The 16,255-nt window shown below is 71.2% G+C and carries 14 protein-coding genes and 1 pseudogene; 7 read left to right on the top strand and 8 right to left on the bottom strand.

The window, feature by feature from the left end; all coding sequences use genetic code 11:
• The 4 genes and pseudogenes from H1A17_RS18880 to H1A17_RS18865 form a co-directional block, all read right to left on the bottom strand.
• Positions 1-749 (bottom strand): annotated as a pseudogene (locus H1A17_RS18880) (hypothetical protein); the annotation flags it as partial.
• Between the two features lie 907 nt (positions 750-1,656).
• Positions 1,657-2,073 (bottom strand): hypothetical protein, encoded by a 417-nt coding sequence (locus H1A17_RS18875; RefSeq protein ID WP_145917717.1) that lies wholly within the window; start codon positions 2,071-2,073, stop codon positions 1,657-1,659.
• The gene (locus H1A17_RS18870) at positions 2,060-2,542 is read right to left on the bottom strand and encodes a phage tail protein (RefSeq protein ID WP_088643766.1); all 483 of its coding nucleotides are present in this window, start codon (positions 2,540-2,542) and stop codon (positions 2,060-2,062) included. Before H1A17_RS18870 ends, H1A17_RS18875 begins: the two co-directional genes overlap by 14 nt.
• Positions 2,543-2,598: 56 nt before the next feature.
• A complete protein-coding gene (locus H1A17_RS18865; RefSeq protein WP_194822502.1) occupies positions 2,599-4,170 on the bottom strand; it encodes a phage tail sheath subtilisin-like domain-containing protein in 1,572 nt (523 codons plus the stop codon).
• Positions 4,171-4,349: 179 nt separating this feature from the next.
• Between H1A17_RS18865 and H1A17_RS18860 the strand changes: the two genes are divergently transcribed.
• The 4 genes from H1A17_RS18860 to H1A17_RS18845 all read left to right on the top strand — a co-directional run bounded on the left by H1A17_RS18860 (position 4,350) and on the right by H1A17_RS18845 (position 7,631).
• Entirely contained in the window at positions 4,350-4,967 is a 618-nt protein-coding gene (locus tag H1A17_RS18860; RefSeq protein ID WP_194822501.1) for a Pvc16 family protein, read from the top strand.
• 112 nt (positions 4,968-5,079) lie between these two features.
• On the top strand, positions 5,080-6,432 hold the full coding sequence (locus H1A17_RS18855) for a hypothetical protein (protein ID WP_194822500.1): 1,353 nt from the start codon (positions 5,080-5,082) through the stop codon (positions 6,430-6,432).
• A complete protein-coding gene (locus H1A17_RS18850; protein WP_194822499.1) occupies positions 6,429-7,205 on the top strand; it encodes a response regulator transcription factor in 777 nt (258 codons plus the stop codon). The genes H1A17_RS18855 and H1A17_RS18850 overlap by 4 nt, the downstream gene beginning before the upstream one ends.
• A 33-nt stretch (positions 7,206-7,238) precedes the next feature.
• Positions 7,239-7,631, top strand: coding sequence for a PAAR domain-containing protein (locus H1A17_RS18845; RefSeq protein ID WP_088643791.1), 393 nt, complete (start codon positions 7,239-7,241; stop codon positions 7,629-7,631).
• A 55-nt stretch (positions 7,632-7,686) separates the two neighbouring features.
• On the opposite strand, the gene H1A17_RS18840 is transcribed toward H1A17_RS18845, so the two are convergent.
• The 3 genes from H1A17_RS18840 to H1A17_RS18830 form a co-directional block, all read right to left on the bottom strand.
• On the bottom strand, positions 7,687-9,378 hold the full coding sequence (locus H1A17_RS18840) for a choice-of-anchor D domain-containing protein (protein WP_194822498.1): 1,692 nt from the start codon (positions 9,376-9,378) through the stop codon (positions 7,687-7,689).
• Between the two features lie 112 nt (positions 9,379-9,490).
• Positions 9,491-10,729: a hypothetical protein gene (locus H1A17_RS18835; RefSeq protein ID WP_194822497.1), complete on the bottom strand. Its 1,239-nt coding sequence runs from the start codon at positions 10,727-10,729 to the stop codon at positions 9,491-9,493.
• Between the two features lie 155 nt (positions 10,730-10,884).
• On the bottom strand, positions 10,885-12,183 hold the full coding sequence (locus H1A17_RS18830; RefSeq protein WP_194822496.1) for a hypothetical protein: 1,299 nt from the start codon (positions 12,181-12,183) through the stop codon (positions 10,885-10,887).
• 134 nt (positions 12,184-12,317) lie between these two features.
• Between H1A17_RS18830 and H1A17_RS18825 the strand changes: the two genes are divergently transcribed.
• Complete coding sequence (locus H1A17_RS18825) at positions 12,318-12,902, top strand: hypothetical protein (protein ID WP_194822495.1); 585 nt, start codon at positions 12,318-12,320, stop codon at positions 12,900-12,902.
• Between the two features lie 571 nt (positions 12,903-13,473).
• Here H1A17_RS18825 and H1A17_RS18820 read toward each other — a convergent pair.
• Positions 13,474-13,782: a hypothetical protein gene (locus tag H1A17_RS18820; protein ID WP_194822494.1), complete on the bottom strand. Its 309-nt coding sequence runs from the start codon at positions 13,780-13,782 to the stop codon at positions 13,474-13,476.
• Between the two features lie 32 nt (positions 13,783-13,814).
• Between H1A17_RS18820 and H1A17_RS18815 the strand changes: the two genes are divergently transcribed.
• Together H1A17_RS18815 and H1A17_RS18810 are read left to right on the top strand one after the other, a co-directional pair.
• A complete protein-coding gene (locus tag H1A17_RS18815) occupies positions 13,815-14,036 on the top strand; it encodes a hypothetical protein (protein WP_194822493.1) in 222 nt (73 codons plus the stop codon).
• Positions 14,037-14,093: 57 nt separating this feature from the next.
• Positions 14,094-15,809 (top strand): DUF262 domain-containing protein, encoded by a 1,716-nt coding sequence (locus H1A17_RS18810; RefSeq protein WP_194822492.1) that lies wholly within the window; start codon positions 14,094-14,096, stop codon positions 15,807-15,809.
• The last annotated feature ends 446 nt before the right edge of the window (positions 15,810-16,255 follow it).

Raw genomic sequence — 16,255 nt, 5'->3', positions numbered from 1 at the left:
CCGGCCCCGTCGAGCGTCCCGCCCCGGTGCTCCGCCGGCCCGGTCGGCTGCACCGGGTCCTCCGGGCGGTTGCCCACCGGCCGGTCCTGCCCGCTGCCCGCCGAGCCGTCCCGCCGACGGGCGGCGGGGACGCCCCGGTCGGTGCCGGTGGCATCGTCCAGGTCGGCCCGGCCACCCGGTTCGGCCTGGTCCTGGGCGGCGGACCCGGCGAGCTGTCCCATGACAGCGGTGGGCGGGGCGGTCGCGCCAGTCTGGTCGGCTGGTCCCTGTGCCGCCGGCTCCGGGACCGGTCGGGCGTCGGCTCGCCGGCCGGTGCGGCCCCGGCGTCCGGCGAAGGCCACCTCGACCGGGCGCACCTCACCGGCCGACGACGGGGTCCCCTCCGGGTCGCTCCGACCGTCGTGACCCGGGGCGGCGGTGGACGCGCCCCGGCCGGTGCCGGTGTCCGGCTGCGCCGGTCGGGTACGGCCGACGCCGGCCGACGCCCGGGCCTCCTCCGCTGCCCGGGTGGCCTCCGCCGCCAGGTAGGCGACCTCGAATCCCGGCGGCGGCCAGACCTGCGCGGTGGGCAGGCCGGCGGCGGCGAACTGCGCTGCGGTCCGGGCCGCTGCGGCATCCGCCCCGGCCCCGTCGGATCGCCCGGCGGACGTCCGTCCCTGCGGATTCTCCGGCCCACCCGTCGCACCCGGTGCCGCGAAGACACCCGCTCCCCCGGGCCCACCCGCCGCCCCGCTCGGGCCACGTTCCACGGCCGAGTCCTGGTCCACGGCCGGACCACCAGCCACGTCCGGGCCCGCGCCCGGCGTCGGACCGCTGTCCCCAGCCGGACCCGGGGTCCCCCCCGGAACCACCGCCGGCCCATGGCCGAGGGTCGGACCGTGGTCGGGAGCCGGGTCGTGGTTCAGTGCCGGACCGTGCATCGCGGTCGGGCCGGGCAGGTCGGTCGAGGACTGGAGCGCCGTCGGGTTCTGGGCCCACGGCACGGCCTGCAATGACCGGTCGTCCGGGGCGGGCTCGCGGACGACCCCCGGCGGCGGGCCACCCCGCCGGGTCGGATCGGGTGGCGACGACGTCCCGGTCGCCGGTCCGGCATCCGGTTGCGGCACACCCGGAAGGTGGCCGCCCGACCAGGGGAACCTCGACACGTCGTCCCCGGTCGTCGGTGCCTGGTACGCCACCGGACCGACCGGCCACAGGTCACCCGGCCCGGCCGCTGCCGCCCGGACCGAAGCGGAAGGCGTCCACCCGGGCGGAACGGTCGGCGGGCGGTGGGGCGCAGCGGTGTCGTACCGGATCAGGGTCGGCTCGGTGGCCGCAGCCGGCCCGACGGACGGCGCGGAGGCAACCGGGGCCGGGCCGGCGAACGCCGGCTGAACGGCGGCGGTCGGGGGCAGGGACGGGCCCGTCCCCGGCGGCGGGATGGTCACCATCGCCGAGGCGGGTGCCACGGTCAGCAAGGGCAGGCCCGGGACGACCGGATACCGGTCGGTGGGCACCGGCGACGCGACCGGAACAGACGCGACCGGAACAGGTGGCGGTACCCCGACCGGCCGGCGGCGACGCGGCCAGAACGGCTGTCCGGGCCGTAACGACCAGGCCATGTCCACCTCCTTCAGGTTCCGGTACGGGTGTGCGGGGTCGGGCCGCCGGGGTGGGTCAGGATTCGCCCGGTCGGCCGCCGGCCAGGTCCACCGCGAAGCGTCCCCCGCAGTGGGGGCAGGCCACCTCGGCCCCGGTGTGCCCCTGCTGGTTGATCCGCCGGTAGAGGTCCTGGAGGAAGGCCAGGTCGGAGGCGAAGAGGTGCTCGATCACGTCGACGTCGACGGCCTTCACCCCGCCGATGCGGGTGACCGTCCGGGCGAGCAGCAGCACGGTGAGGAACGCCGGATTCTGGCGTACCCGGGGATCGCCCTGGGGGGTGATCTCGTCGCGGGCGGTGGCCAGCCGCATGGTGCCCTCGCGGTGCACCCCGCCCCGGTCGTCGACCAGCCCGCGCGGCAGCACGAACGGGTACTCGGTCCGCAGGCCCGCCGCCGGTCCGGCGGCGGGCTCGGCGAGGCTAGATCCGCGCATTGAAGTCGAACAGGTCGTCGCACATCAGCGTGACCGTCTGGTAGACGATGTCGGTGGCCCCGGCCTTGACCCCGCTGACCTCCACCCGCGACGGCCAGGCGTTGGTCATCATGTACGTCAGCCGGGCGTCGCCGTTGAGGTCGTCACCGGGGCCGTAGAGCTTCAACGCGCAGTCCCGGTAGGCGTCGTACATCATGTTGCGCACCTTCTGGTGCCAGAGCCACAGGTCGCCGTTGAGGTCGAGGCCCCGCTTGAGGGTGACCGTCGGCGGCTTGGTCCGACCGAAGTGCCGGGAGAAGATCGGCCCGGTGGTGCCGGCGGCCATGTACTCCGCGTTCTCCACCTCGCTGCTGATCCCGACCAGTTCGGCGAAGTTGATCGCCGACATGCCCGGCACCTCCAGCCGGAAGACGGCGGCACTGATGATCTGGGTGTTCTGCTTCGGGTCCTGGGTACCCTGACCGGCCATGCTCGTTTCTCCTGGTCTCGTCGTCGCTCAGGTCGGGTGCTCGCCGCCGGGGCCGGTCAGTCGCCGGAGCCCTGGGAGAGCTGGGAGAGTCGGAACACCACGAACTCGGCCGGTTTGACCGGGGCGATGCCGATGTCGACGGTGAGGATGCCGGCGTCGAGGTTCTCCGGCGGGTTGTTCTCGGCGTCGCACTTGACGAAGAACGCCTCGGACCAGGTGTCGCCCATCAGCGCGCCGCTGCGCCAGACCCGGCGCAGGAACATCGTGATGACCCGGCGCACCGCGTCCCAGAGGCGGGGGTCGTTGGGCTCGAAGACCACCCAGTTGGTGCCGAGCAGGATCGACTTCTCGATCCAGTTGAACAGCCGCCGGACGTTGAGGTAACGCCACTCGGCGTCGCTGGACAGGGTGCGCGCCCCCCAGATCCGGATGCCCTGCCCGGGGAAGGCCCGGATGCAGTTGACCCCGATCGGGTTGAGCTGGTCGTGTTCGCCCTTGGTGAGCCCGCTCTCCAGGGCGAGCGCACCCCGGATGATCTCGTTGGCGGGTGCCTTGTGGACGCCCCGGGTGTCGTCGTTGCGGGCCCAGACACCGGCGACGTGCCCACTGGGCGGCATGAAGACCGCCCGGCCCTGCGCCGGGTCCATCACCTTGACCCAGGGCCAGTAGAGGGTCGCGTACTTGGAGTCGTAGCCGGCGACGTCCATCCGCCATTCCTTGAGGCGCTGCGGGTGCAGGCCGGGCGGCGGGTCGAGGATGGCCACCCGGTCACCCATCAGCTCGCAGTGCGCGATCATCGCCAGCTGGACGGCCTTGAACGCCTCGTCGTCGATGGCACCCTGCTGGTGGGCGGCGGCCAGGTCGGGGACGCAGAGCATGGTGATGTCCTCGATCGCCTCCAGTCCGGCGAAGCCGGTCCGGTCGCTGACGTCACCGACGTAGTCCTCGGCGCGTACCCGCAGGTCACCGGTGCCGGTCGTGGTGGCCGGCAGCGCGGGCGTGGCGAGGGTGATCTCGGCGCCGCGTCGGGGCGGGGCGAGGGTCGCGCCCTTCGCCTCCTCGATCTGGATCAGCTTGGACTGCTGGCGGACGGCGGTGACCACGTTGCCCGCGCCCCGCTTGGTGGTCAGGTTGTCCAGCGTCTCGACCGGCTTGCCGGCCTGCTTGACGACGAGCTTGAACGCGTCGTCGCCCCCCTCGGAGGCGTCGGTGACCTCGACCGAGAGGTCCTGGCCGGCCGGGCCGGGCAGGGCCGCCCGGACGGTGAAGGAGAGCCGGCCGTTGTCACCGGCCGCCGGTACGGCCGCAGCCGCGTACGACTCACCGGCGGCGGCGTCGTCGGCGGAGTCCGCGCCGGCACCACCGGCACCACCCACCCGGACCACGTACGCGGAGCCGCCCCCGTTGAGGAAGTAGCCGTAGACCGACAGCGGCAGGAAGCTGCCCGCCACGAAACCACCGAAGGTGCGGGTGTACTGCGTCCAGTTCGTGATCAGCGTGGGCTCGTCGACCGGCCCCTTCTCGGCGAAGCCGACGAACGCGGCGACGGCCGTCCCGACCGCTTCGATCGGCCTCGACCCGGAGGAAACCTCCTCCACGTAGACGCCCGGCGACAGATACGTCGGCATCGAACCTCCTGTACGACGGTGTGATGGGGCCGAGCCTGCCAACGTCGACCGGCCGCCAGGGCTGCCCGCCGGGACGCCGCCGGGGTAGGCACCACTGCCCCCAAGGGCAACCGATCCGCCCCGACGGCCTGCCCGGCCGCCGCCCGCGCTCCCGTTCGGGCAGCCGGCAGGGTGGACGGATGATCTGGGATGTCGACCTGTCGGTCCGGGCCTGGCTGGGCCACTACCTGCCGGCGGACGTGCCGGTCGTCTTCGACCCGCCGGACCGGTGCGCGCAGAGCGCCGACGGTGACCTGGTCTCGGCGTTCCTGCTGGACGTCGAGGAGGACTCCGCGGGCGTCTCGGCGACCTGGGACGAGCTGCGCGACGCCGACGGCCAGCTCGTCGGGCGTCGCCCGCCGGGCCGCCGCTACCGGTTCAGCTACCTGTTGACCGCCTGGGCCGCCGACACCGAGCGGGAGCACCGGCTGCTGGGTGACCTGCTGGTGGGCTGCGCGAGCTGCACCGCCCTGCCGTCGGGGTTCCTGACCGGTGCGGTGGCCCGCGCCAACCAGCCGGTGGTGGTGCGCAGCGCGCCCCGGCGGGAGGGGGACACCGGTTCCGCCTGGGTGGGCTACGGCGGGACCGCCCGGACCGGGCTGCACCTGCAACTGCTCGTGCCGTTCGTGCCGGAGACGCAGACGGACCTGGCTCCGCCCCCGCGCGAGGTCAGCGTCAACAGCGGTGGTGGCCGGCCCGCCGGCCCCGGCGGGGTGGCGGGCCGACGGCCGAGGGGCGGGATCAGCGAGCCGCGCTGACGGCCCGCTGCCCGATCAGGCGTTCCGCTGCCCGTTCAGGTAGCCACGGCTGCCCCTTGGTGTTCCTCGTTCGTGGTTCTGCCGGCCCCGCCCGCGCGGCGAGACTGCCCGCATGAGTGTCGCTGTGGGACTTGTCGAGACCGACCTCACCGTCGCCGCCGGCGGCACGGTCGGCTGCACCGTCCGGGTGCGTAACACCGCCGCCGTCGTCGACCAGTTCACCCTGGACGTGGTCGGCGACGCCGCACCGTGGGCCGAGGTCGAGCCGGCGACGATGAACCTGCTGCCCGGCACCGAGCAGGAGGCGCGGGTGACGTTCACGCCGCCGCGTGCGGCGACCGTGCCGGCCGGCAGCGTCGATTTCGGGGTACGGGTCCGGGGGCGGGAGAACCCCGAGGGTTCGGTGGTCGAGGAGGGCACCGTCACCGTGCAGCCCTTCGTGGAGCTGGCGACGGAGCTGGTGCCCCGTACCTCCCAGGCGCGGCGCGCCGCCCGGCACCAGCTGGTGATCGACAACACCGGCAACGTCGAGACCACGGTCGAGGTGCTGCCCGCCGACCCGGACCGGTTGCTGACGTTCCGGGTGCTGCCGGCCGCGCCGGTGCTGCGGCCGGGCACCGCCACGTTCGTGAAGCTGCGGGTACGCCCCCGGCGGCGGTTCCTGCTCGGCCCGGACCGCAACCTGCCGTTCCAGGTGGCGGTGACCCGTCCCGACGCCGAGCCGATCATCAGCGACGGCCTGCTGGTGCAGCGGTCCGTCCTGCCGGCCTGGTCGCCCCGGGTGGTGCTGGTGGCCGCTGCGGTGGCGGTGGCCCTGGTGGGGCTCTGGTTCGCGGTGCTCAAGCCCACCGTGCAGTCGACCGCCAAGGAGGCCGCGCAGGTGGAAACCAAGGAGTTGTCCCAGGAGGTCGCCGAGGTGAAGACCCAGGCCAGCGAGGCGGCGCAGACCGCCGAGAAGGCCGAGAAGGTGGCCAACGTCGCCGCCGGCGTCAGCCCCAAGCCGAGCGCGTCACCGAGCCCGACGACCGACACCGGGAAGGGCAACGGCAACGGGCCGGGCGGCCAGGCCGGGACGCTGGACAACGCCGATCCGGAGACCGCCGCCGACTTCCGGGTGGCGACCAGCGCGTCGCCGACCACCGCCAACGAGTTCACCCTCTCCACCTACCGGCCGGCCGAGAAGAAGGTGCTGTGGGTGACCGACATCGTGTTGCAGAACCCGCACGGCGACGCCGGCCTGCTCCAGGTGCGGCGGGGCGACACCGTGCTGCTGGAAACCGGCCTGAACAACTTCCGGGACCTGGACTACCACTTCGTCCAGCCGTTGCGGTTCTCCGCCGGCCAGCCGGTGACGGTCGCGGTGAAGTGCGCGAACCCGGGCACCACGGCGTGCACCCCGGCCGCCTACTTCGCCGGTCAGCTCGTGCCGGTCGCGCCCACCCCGAGCCCCTCCCCCAGCCGATGAGCGACCCGCACCCCGCTGCCCGGCGGGCCCCCGGCCCGTACCCCCCCGACCCGACCGACACCGCCGACCCGACCGACACCACCCACTCGGAGGGCAACGGCCACCCGGCCGACACCGGCCGCACCGTCCACCCCGGGCCGGTCCGTGCGGCGGTCCGCTCCCGCGACCCGATCTCCCAGGCCGGGGTGACGGCCCAGCTCGGCACCGTCGGGGCGGACGAACCCGCCGGTGCGCGGCCGGTCGTGGTGGCCGGCCCCGACGACGACCCGGACATCCTGGTGATCGTCGCCGACACGGTGGACGGGTGGCTGCTGGCCCAGCTCGACGCCCTGACCGGGCGGCCGGCCCCCCGACCGGTGCTGGTGGTGGGGCAGCTCGACGACACCGCCGGCCTCCAGGCGATCGAGGCGGGCGGCCTGAGCCTGGTACGCCGTTCGGAGAGCACCGCCACCCTGCTGCGCGAGGTGGTCCGGGCCGCCGCCCGGGGCGAGGCGAGGCTCCCCACCGACCTGCTCAGCTCGCTGCTGACCCGGGTGGGTCGGGCGCAGCGGCAGGTGTTGGCACCCCGGGGGTTGACCATCCTGCCGCTGTCGCCGCGTCAGCTCGCCGTGCTCCGGATGATCGCCGCCGGGGCGGACATCGCGACGATCGCCCGGGAACTGTCCTACTCGGAACGCAGCATCAAGAACATCGTGCACGAGATCACCACCCAGTTGGGCGTACGCAACCGCACCCAGGCGGTCGCGCACGCCATCCGCGAGGGGCTGATCTGATCCCGTCCCGTCGGTTCAGGGGAGGTCGTCATCGTGGGCGTACCCGCGGCGAAGCTCGGTGACAAGGTGGTCGGCACCGACACGCACATCATCATGGTGCCCTCACCGACCGGGCCGGTGCCGACACCCACCCCGATGCCGTTCGCCGGGACGATCGCCAACGGGTGCAGCACCGACGTGCTGATCGAGGGCAAGCCGGCCGCCGTCGTCGGCAGCGTCGCGGTGAACGCCCCGCCGCACGTGCCGACCGGTGGGCCGTTCCAGACCCCGCCGAACAACCAGGGCACGATCATCGCCGGCAGCCCGCTGGTGCTGATCAACGGCAAGCCGGCGGCCCGGCACGGTGACAAGGTCAACACCTGCAACGATCCCGCGCCGCTGCCGGCCGGCAGCATCGTCGCCACCGGTCAGGTGCTGCTCGGCTGAGCAGGCCGCGTTCCCGGGGCGACCCGGGTCCGGGGTGCCCGGGCGGGTGGGCCGGTCAGCGGCGGCGGGTGAACGGCCCCGGCTGGGCGGTCGCCGACTGCACCAGGAACGTACCGCTGGTCACCTGGCCGACCGCCGGCACCGAGGCGAGCGCGGCCCGGGGGCCGGCGAGCCCCTCCTCGAAGACCACCATCGGCACCGCGAACCGGCCGGACGCGTCGGCGACCGCCGTCACCGTGCCGGTGCCGTCGACCCAGCCGACCAGCACCTCGGCACCCGCCGGGAAGCCCTGGCCGAGCGCGGTGACCACCTGGCCGGGACGGCCGACGCCCGGGTTGAACTGCAACGTCGGGCTGCGGCCCGAGACGCTCAGGGCCAGCGACTGGGCGGCGACCCCGCCGGTGTCGGTGGCGCTGGCGAGGCTGAGCACCGACGTCGCGGCACCGATCGCCCGGGGGGTGGCGGTGAGGGCCATCGTGCAGGACCGGGCGACGGCCAGCACCCCGGCGCAGGTGGAGCCGGTGACCGCGAAGACCGCCGGGAGGGGTTGTTCGGCGAGGGCGGCGGCCACGGTCAGCGGGTAGTCGCCGGTGTTGGTGAGGGTCACCGTCCGGGCCGCCGAGGGCACCCCGAGCGGGACCTCGCCGAGGTCGAGCGTGGCGGCGTCGGAGTGCAGCACGGGTACGTCGGGTGCCGCCCCGCTGACGGTCACGGTCAGCCGCTCCGGCTCCCCCTGGACGATGCCGTCCACGGACACGTCGAGCCGGCAGGCGTACTCCCCGTTGCGGGCTGCGGCGTCTACCGCGACGGCGATGGTCAGGTCGACGGTGCCGCCGCTGTCGACGGTCTGCTCGGCCGGGGTGACGGAGGCCGTGAGCTGCGGGTCGCAGTCGGTGACGCGGGCGGCGACGGTGCTCTGGATGGCGCGGACGCCGGCCAGGATGGCGTTGGAGACCTCGGACGGGCCGGCGGCGTTGAGCAGCACGCCCCCGGTCTGCCGGGTGATCTCGGTGAACTGTCCGGTCTGGTCCAGGGAGTAGCTGCCCGGGTTGCCGACGTCCACGGCCACCACCCGGACGCCCCGGGTGGTCAACGCCTGGATGGTGCCGGCGAGGTCGTGGCCGACGCTCGGGTCGTGCGACGGCGCGTCCCCGAAGATCACCACGATCGGGCTGCTCTCGGCCCGCAGGGTGACCGCTCCGGTGGCGACGGCGTGCAGGGCGTTCAGGCCGGCCTCCGGGTCGTCGCCGCCGCCCCCGGCGGTCCAGACGTTCACCGCGTCCTGCACCTCGGACGGCTCGGCGGTCAGGTCCCGGTTGAGCCGGAAGACGAACTCGTCGCCCTCGTCCCGGAACTCGGCGACCGCGAAGCGGGCGTCGGGCTGGACGCCGCTGATGTCGTCGACGATCCGCTTCGCGTTGACCCGGACGTCGTTCAGCGCCGCCTGCATGCTGCCGGTCGTGTCGGCGAGCAGCACCACGTCGGGGCGGGGCGGGATGGTCGCGGTGGTCACCGTGCGGGTGACCACCGCCGAGCCGCCGGGGGTCAGCCCGAGGGTCGTCCCGGCGGGTTCGCCGACCAGGGGGGCGACGCCGTCGCCCACGCTGATCCGCAACGCCGGGCCGCCGGCCGGTCGCGGTGCCGCGAAGAACTCGGCGTACGCGGCCGGCGGTGCACTGGCCACCAGGAGTGCCACCACAGCGAACGCCGACGCGGCGCGCAGGGAACGGGACGCTGACGCTGCCATGGTGGACAGTGAACGCGGCCCGACCGGGTCGACCGGGACCGTGCGGGAAGTTCTGCGGGCAGTCCCGCCTGCCCGTTCGGGCACCGCCCCGGCGCCCCCGCCGGCTGTCACCCTACTGCGGGCGGGCCGTCAGCACCCGGACGTCCAGCCCGCCGGAGCAGCGCCGGACGACCGCCGCGACGCTCTGCTCGTGGCTGGTCTTCACCGGGTCGACAGTGAAGTACGCCTTGCGGCCCCGGCCGTGGCGCACCACGTAGCTCTCGGCCGTGCCACCGGCCCACGGGTCCCCGAACGTCTTGAGCACGTTGTAGATCGGGGTGTCCATGTCGCTCTCGTCGGTGTAGAACATCACCAGGTCCTTGAACTGCACGTAGTGCGCGTACGCCCCCTCGTCGGTGAGGGTGGCGATGATCCCGGTGTTGTGCGCGTTGAGGGCCGAGTCGATCGTCACCGTGATGAAGACGTGCTGCGGGAAGACGTGGATGGTCAGCCGGTCGTCCCGGTACATGCGGGGCATCCGGTTCATCGCCGCCCCGATCATGGTGACGAGTTCGTCCACGTCCACCCCCCACGCGCTGACCAGGGCCTGGGTCTGCGCCCAGGAGTAGTGGCCGGGCAGGTTCGAGTTGGCCTCCGGGTTCAGGGTGAAGGCCACCCCGATCTTGAACTCGTTCTGCTGCCACTCCGGCGCGTCCTCCCCCTCCACCAGCGGCTCCGCGAACCGGACCGACTTCGCCGGGGCGGGGGGCGCCACCAGGTCGTCGTCGGACGCGATGTGGCCGAACGCCCGGTCGTAGCCGGAGTAGTCGTAACTCTCCTCCTCGCTCTCCCGGTCGCTCTCCTCCTCCTTGCCCCTGCCCTGGTGACGGAGCGCCTCCTCGGCGAGGGCCTGGCAGGAGGCCACGAAGGCGGGCATCACCTCGGGGACGGACAGCGCCATGACGGCGGCCTGCTGCACCTCCTCCCGCCAGAGCGCGAACAGCTGCTCGTCGTCGCGCAGCAGCTCGGCCAGCGTCGCGAAGTCGTCGTCGTCCCGGAGTTCGACAGGCACGTCCGGGTACCGTCGGGCGGTCTCCGTCAGCGCCGTGTTCATCGCCCAGTCGTCCCACGGCCGGGGCAGTTGACGCTCGAACGTGTCAAGCGTCGCCCGCGCGTCGTCGCCGTGCCGGTAGGTGACCAGCAGGTACTCCAGGCTGCGGATCAGGTCGTGGCGGTCCGGGTGCATCTGCTCGATCCACCGGCCGAACATCCGGGTGCCGTAGTCGGCGTCGAGGACGGTGGCGAACTCGACAAGCTGGAAGTAGTCCGGGCTCTGCGTGGCATCGTCCCAGTAGTTCTCTTCCCAGGTCATGACCGCTCTTTTCGGATCGGCGACAGTCGACCCGGCCACCCTGCCGCGACCCCGGCCGCCGCGGTACGCGGGCACCGGCCGTCTTAGGGGCAGTCCCCCCTGCCCCCGCGGGCAAGCCCGGTGCTGGGGTCAGCGCCGCGCGGCCGGTGGCCCGCTCACGCCGGCCGGCACCGGCGCAGCACGCCGTCGGTGACCGCGGCGAGTTCCCCGGTGCCCCGGTGCAGGCAGGTCGGCACGAAGCCGGGCACCGTCGCGGTGCGGTGCCCGGTCAGCGGGTCCCAGGCGTGCAGGCCGTCGGAGTGCGCCGAGTAGAGCCGCCGGTCGTCGGAGAACCAGGCCCCGGCGGGCCCGGCGAAGGTGGTCAACTCGCGGCCCGAGGCCACGTCGAACAGGCGTACGCCGGGCAGCATCGTCTCGTCGTCGTCGCCGATGCCACCGACCGCCAGCAGCGTGTCACCGACGAAACAGAGCGGCCCGTTCCAGTGGTAGTCGCGGTGGCACAGCGCCCGGCGGGTCGGCCCGTCCTCGGACTCCCACACGTTGCCGTCCAACCACGGGCGCAGCGCCCACACCGAGGGCACACCCACCGGATGCCAGACCCAGCCGTCGTCGGCGAGGACCTGCCCGCCCGGGGCGCAGAGCAACCGGCCGTGGAAGTAGTCGAGATGGTGCGCCGGCCGGTCCTGCTCCGACGTCTTCTCCAGTTCACGCGGTGTCAGCAACTCGCCGGTGGCCGGGTCGCTGACGTCGAGCCGGTTCCACCGGGTGCGGTGCACCACCACCGGCCGGCCGTCGACCCGGGCGAAGGCCAGCGCGAACGGCACCGTGTTCGCGTGGTAGTCCCCGCCGTCGAGGGCGAGCGTCACCGCACCGCCCCGGTCGAGGTCCACCACCCGCCCGTACCGGCCGAAGTCGTTGACCACGGCCGCGAAACGACCACATTCGGAGACGTGCAGACTGCGTCGTAGCTGGCGGTCCATCCACGGCTGCTGCCCCGGCTCGTCGACCAGTTCGACGGTGGCCAGCACGGTGGCCCGGTCGTCGTCCGGGTCGAGCGCGACGATCGTGCCGTCGGCGGTGAGCACCAGCCAGCGGGAGCCGTCGGCGTCGTCGACCGGGGCGAGATCGGTCACCTGCCCCAGTGACGCCGGCAGCGGCCAGTCCGACACCGTCAGGTCGAGCGGTTCCGGCCGTTCCAGGATCTCCGGCTCGCCGCGCCAGCCCAGCAGTTCCCCGTCCTCGACGAGCCGGTCGACGCACCCCTCGCACACCACGACCAGCGCGGCCGACCCACCGGCCTCGCCGCACTCCCGGCAGACCAGGTCGAACGCCAGCCCGCGCCCGGTGAGCAACCGGAAGCACGCCACCTCCCGGTCCTCCGGTACGGCGACCAGGTGGGAGCAGACCCGGCTGGTGGCCACATCCGCCGGATGCCCGCACGGCAGTGTCAGCACGGCAGCACCCTATCCGGCTCCGTCGGCACCCGGCGACGTCCGACCTCGTTGCCCCTTGCCTGTCGGGCCTGACTGCCGTAGCCGAGTCTTCACCCCGGACAACGCGGAACGTCGCGACAGGCCAACATTCGTCTATGCGACTCGGTATCCGACAACACCTTCACGGCCGTCTCCGCTCACCGTGGTGGGAGCGGTCCATCGGGGCGCTCGGCGTGCTGCTGCTCGCCGACAGCTTCCTCCCCTGGTACCGGTTGAGCTGGACGGTCAGCCGGTACGGCAGCGGACAGCAGACCCATCACGTCAACACGGCCACGGCGTGGCACAGCTCATCGGCCTGGTCGCTGGCCGTGCTCCTCGGCGTCATCGCGGCGGCCGGTCAGGTGACCTGTGGCGTCTACGCCAACAGGTGGCCGACGCTGTCGGTGCGGCTGCGCTGGCTGCTCCTGCTCACCGCGACGACGGGTCTGCTCGTGGCAACCGTCTCCTGGTTGGCGATCCCGTCAGTGGACGCGGCGAGCGGGTACGGCTCCGTCGCCGCCGAACAGATCGCGGGCGGGGTCAGGTTCGGCGACATCGTGCGTGACCATCTCTCCGCCAGGGAGACGAATGTAGCCTGGGGCTTCTACCTCGCGGTGTTCATCATGATGGCTCTGGTGCTGCTCATGCTCCTGGACGTTGTCCGGCGGGCCGACCGCCATGCTGCCGCCATCGCCGGATAGGGCAGGGACTGCGCCGCACGGCTGGGGCCGCAGGGTGGCCGAAGGCTATCGGCGTGCCGATCTTGACCGGTTGGGTGGTGTGGGGGCCGGGGGATGGTCGCTGTGCCGCCGGCGCCGGCACCTCCTGCATGTGGTCCCAGCAGGAGGATATCCGCAGGCCAGAGGGATCGGCGGCTGATCTTGGAGGTGCCCCCGGCAGGATTCGAACCTGCGACACACGGTTACCGAACGTCACTTTCTACAGCTTGTCATTGATCGTCGAGTTTCATCGCTGACCTGCACAGACGCAACCGTTTACCAATCAACGCTTGTCGCTGATAGTCGACCTTTGGCAGGGGTTTTCGGGGGGTAAACGGGGGCAGGGCCGAACGACAGGGTCACAGCCACAGCCCGCGTGGTCCAGCCTGCCCTTGCCCGGCTCGGTTGCGAGCCTCGCCTGGCGCGGCGGCCGGGCGCAATGCGCCGACCCTCCCCACTGCCCCCCACCTCCGGTTGTCGATGAGCTGCCGAAACTCCGTATCAGGCAAGTGCGACTGGAGTATCCGGACTGTCACCTTCAATACCGATTCGCTCAGGCGCTGCCAAACCGGGTCGAGCTGAAGTCCTCCTCGCCATGGGCGACATGGAAGCCAATCTCCTCCAGCCGCTCGATCTCGGTAATGGGCACCCCAGCCGGCTGGGCACAGACGGTCAGCTCACCCGGCGTGCAGTCCAGCGGGCTGATGTCGTTGTTGTGGGCCGGGGCGAGGATCGCCAGGGCCTCAACCAGCTCGCACCACGCGGGCGGCGCGTCGGGGCCGAGTAGCTGCCGGACTAAGGACCGGCGGGTCTCGGGGTCCATGGTGATCTCAGGCTCGTCCTCGTAGCTGAAGATTTTCATGCCACTGCCTCCGTCTTGATGTGCTCTAAGGCTTGCCTGATACGCCTGCCGCTGTCGGCGGCCGGCCCACCATCATCAACCTCGAGATGCTGCGTGCCGATCGCGACATGCCGCCCAACCTTCGTCCCGCCGGTTTCATCTTTATGGTCAAGATGGGTGGCATTCGTCCTGAAGGGAACGACCTACACCGTTTGCCACATGTGCCGTGCATGATGTCTGTCGTGTCGCACGCGCTCGCGTGCCACGACGGGTGAAGGACTGTCGGTGGTAACGCATACGATGCCGGTCATGCAGGTGCGGCGAGGTGCACGGTGACCGTTGACATCAGGGACGAAGGGCCGATCAGGCATCCTCAGCCTGAGGTGCCGCGGCTTGCCAACCTCGCAGATAGGATCTTGCACGGCGACATCCTGCTCCCGAAGTTTCAGCGAGCCTTCGTCTGGAACCGTCGCCAAGTCCTAGAGCTACTCGATTCCGTCGTCAAAAACTATCCAATCGGCAGCATCCTTCTTTGGCAAACTAACCTCGGCGAACTCGCGAGCGAACGCACCGTTGCTGGTCTCTCCGTAAGACCACCCCGTCCTGGCTACCCAGTCAACTACATCCTCGACGGACAGCAGCGACTTTCCACAATCTTCGGCGCCCTGCACTGGAAGCCCAACGAAGACCCGGACAGCATCTGGAACATCGTATACGACTTGGCCGAGCAAAAGTTCATGCACCGAACCACCGATGACGAGCCACCAATGTTTCAAATACCGACCCGACTCTTGTCCGACCCGGCGGATTACTTCGGCCGCGTGGGGCTAATCGCAGAGCCCGAGTTGCAGCTTCGGGCGAAACAGGTCTTCGCCCGGTTTCAGGACTATTCGATCGCGGCGATCGTCCTGCACGACATGCCAGTGGACGAGGTCGCGAAAGTATTTGGCAGGATAAACAGCACCGGAACGCCGCTGGACGTCGTGGATCTGGTCCGCGCAGCAACATGGACGCCCGACTTCGACCTTACCGAGGAAGTCGACACCCTGCTGGCGGTTCTAGAGGCTAAGAAGTACGGACGAATCGATCGTAAAACGATCCTCCGTACGATCGCCGCCGCCGCTGGACTCGGCTTCTCCAACAGCGATATGGACAACCTGCGGAGACTCTCGGGACGGCAGATCACGGCAGCTGTCGGCGAGGTGGCTGTGGCCGCCCGACGAGCGGTAGATTTCCTGGCCACCCAAATCGGCACACCCCGTGCAGCGGCCCTACCATACCTGAACCAATTCGCACCGCTCGTGGAGGTGTTCCGCCAGGTCCCTAAGCCTACTGCCGCACAGTTCTCTGCAATCCACCGCTGGTTCTGGCTTACCGCCAGCGGGGGATACTTCAAGGGCTGGAACAGCACCCAAATGCTGGCCGACTGCATCGCGATCGCCGAGTTCGCTGCAAAGAGAACGGCCGACATTGAAATCTCCGTTGCTGTACCCACAAGCAATTTCTGGCGACGTAATCAATTCCGCGCCGACAACGCCCCCGCAAAGCTCCTGGCCTTACTGCTCGCGTATGAACAGCCACTGGACCTTCGCACTGGACAGCGCATCGACGTTGACAAGGCACTCTCCTGGGACAACGACAAAGAGTTTCACCACTTCTTCCCTCGTGACTTCCTTCGCCGAGCCCGATACTCGACAGCGCAAATCAATGTATGCGCCAATTTCATCATGCTTAGCTCGGTCAGCAACATTTGGATTTCCAACCAGCCGCCATCGAGGTATCTTCGCGACCTGTGCGACACAGAAGGAGAAGCCGAGGTCCGCAAACGGGCCGCCACATGTCTGGTCGATGCTGACGCCTTCGCTGCCGCGCAACGCGACGACTTCGAGGGCTTCCTCCGAGCCCGAAGCGAAACCTTGCACCAACGGTTGACCGCTCTCATCGGGCTGCTCGACAGCAGCGGCGGCGCCCCCAAAACCGTCGGATATGCCGAGCCAGACAACTACGATGCAATGGAGGAACCGGTCGACCGAGACTCCGACGACTGAGGGCATTCTGGAAGGATCCCTATGAGGGTCAACGACATCCGGGGAGGAATCAGCTTCCTAAGCTCACTCTTGTCCGGGTGACCCTCGTCAAGCTGCCGCTGCCGCGCCGGGGCGCCGCACAGATCGTGTTGGCCGTAGATGTCTCACCACGGCTACGGTCAAACGCGCCCACAGCCCGCGCCCTCTGCTCTGCCACATCTAAGGGCGGGCCAAGACCCGCCTCCAGTTCATCCCGGCTGGCCATGCTCCATCGCCCCCGCCCTGAGGTGGGACGCACGTCCTGGACCACGGTCCTGGACGCCGTGCGGCTCGCGCCTGCCGGCGACGCCACCGCGATCACCGCTACCCAGCTGCGAACGGTGGTGGAGCGTCTGATGACCGCCGGGCAGCGGAATCACGGCGGCTCCGCATCCTCCGGTCTGGTGGTGGTCCTTGCACCCCTCGCT

Origin of the sequence: Micromonospora sp. S-DT3-3-22 (genome assembly GCF_015354745.1) — a bacterium.
In the GTDB taxonomy this organism is placed as follows: Bacteria; Actinomycetota; Actinomycetes; order Mycobacteriales; family Micromonosporaceae; genus Micromonospora; species Micromonospora wenchangensis.
Note: the sequence above shows the minus strand (reverse complement) of the source record. Positions and strands in the feature narration are given on the sequence as shown.